Annotated in this window: 2 protein-coding genes; one reads left to right on the forward strand and one right to left on the reverse strand. The window is 44.2% G+C overall.

The annotated features are described in order from the left end of the window. Window positions 1–118, reverse strand: a 118-nt coding sequence (locus A3738_RS32640; protein ID WP_369819813.1) for an endonuclease/exonuclease/phosphatase family protein, incomplete at its 3' end; no start/stop codon positions are given. A 154-nt stretch (window positions 119–272) separates the two neighbouring features. Between A3738_RS32640 and A3738_RS15960 the strand changes: the two genes are divergently transcribed. Then, a partial coding sequence (locus A3738_RS15960; RefSeq protein ID WP_197473886.1) for a nitroreductase family protein occupies window positions 273–667 on the forward strand: 395 nt, incomplete at its 3' end.

The following is a 667-nucleotide window of genomic DNA, read 5'->3' on the forward strand; positions in this document are numbered from 1 at the left end:
CTTGTGCCTTGGTTTCTTGAAGGCAAAGCACGTCCGGCTGCATTTCTTCGAGCGAAGCCAAAAAGTCTTTTTTCATTACGGCGCGAACACCATTTACATTCCACGAAACTAAACGCACGAAAGATCTCCAGTTCAAGTACTAAATTTTGATGGCGAGTTTACATGGGGTGTTGATAGATCGAAACACTTAATTTTACCGTAAGCCCTTTCTATCTGGTGCAGAGTTTTTTAGTCTGCATGTTCTAACAAAAAGCCTGAGGCCTGAATAAAAGATGGAGTTCCAAGACGTTCTTACGAAACGCAATAGCACGCGTGATTTTACCGACCAAGAAGTAAGTGATGACTTGATAAAGACCTTGCTTGCGGATGCTTTGAAAGCACCAAGTTCTTCTAATACGCAGTCGTATCGTGTGGCGATAGCAAAAGGGGTGACTAAAGATAAAATCGCTGAAGCGTTATTGAAAAAGTATGATAAGGGTATCGAAATTCAGCGTTTAAAAGGCGTGTCTAAAATCGTGAGGGGTATAACGAGCGGTGCCTTGCCTAATGGTGATTTCAAACCAGATATTCATTACCCATCCGAGCAAAAGAGACGCGCGATTGAGTGCGGCAAGGGCTTGTATGGTGTACTCGGAATTGAGCGACATGATCGCGCAGCGCGCGATGC

Source organism: Oleiphilus sp. HI0066, from assembly GCF_001635725.1.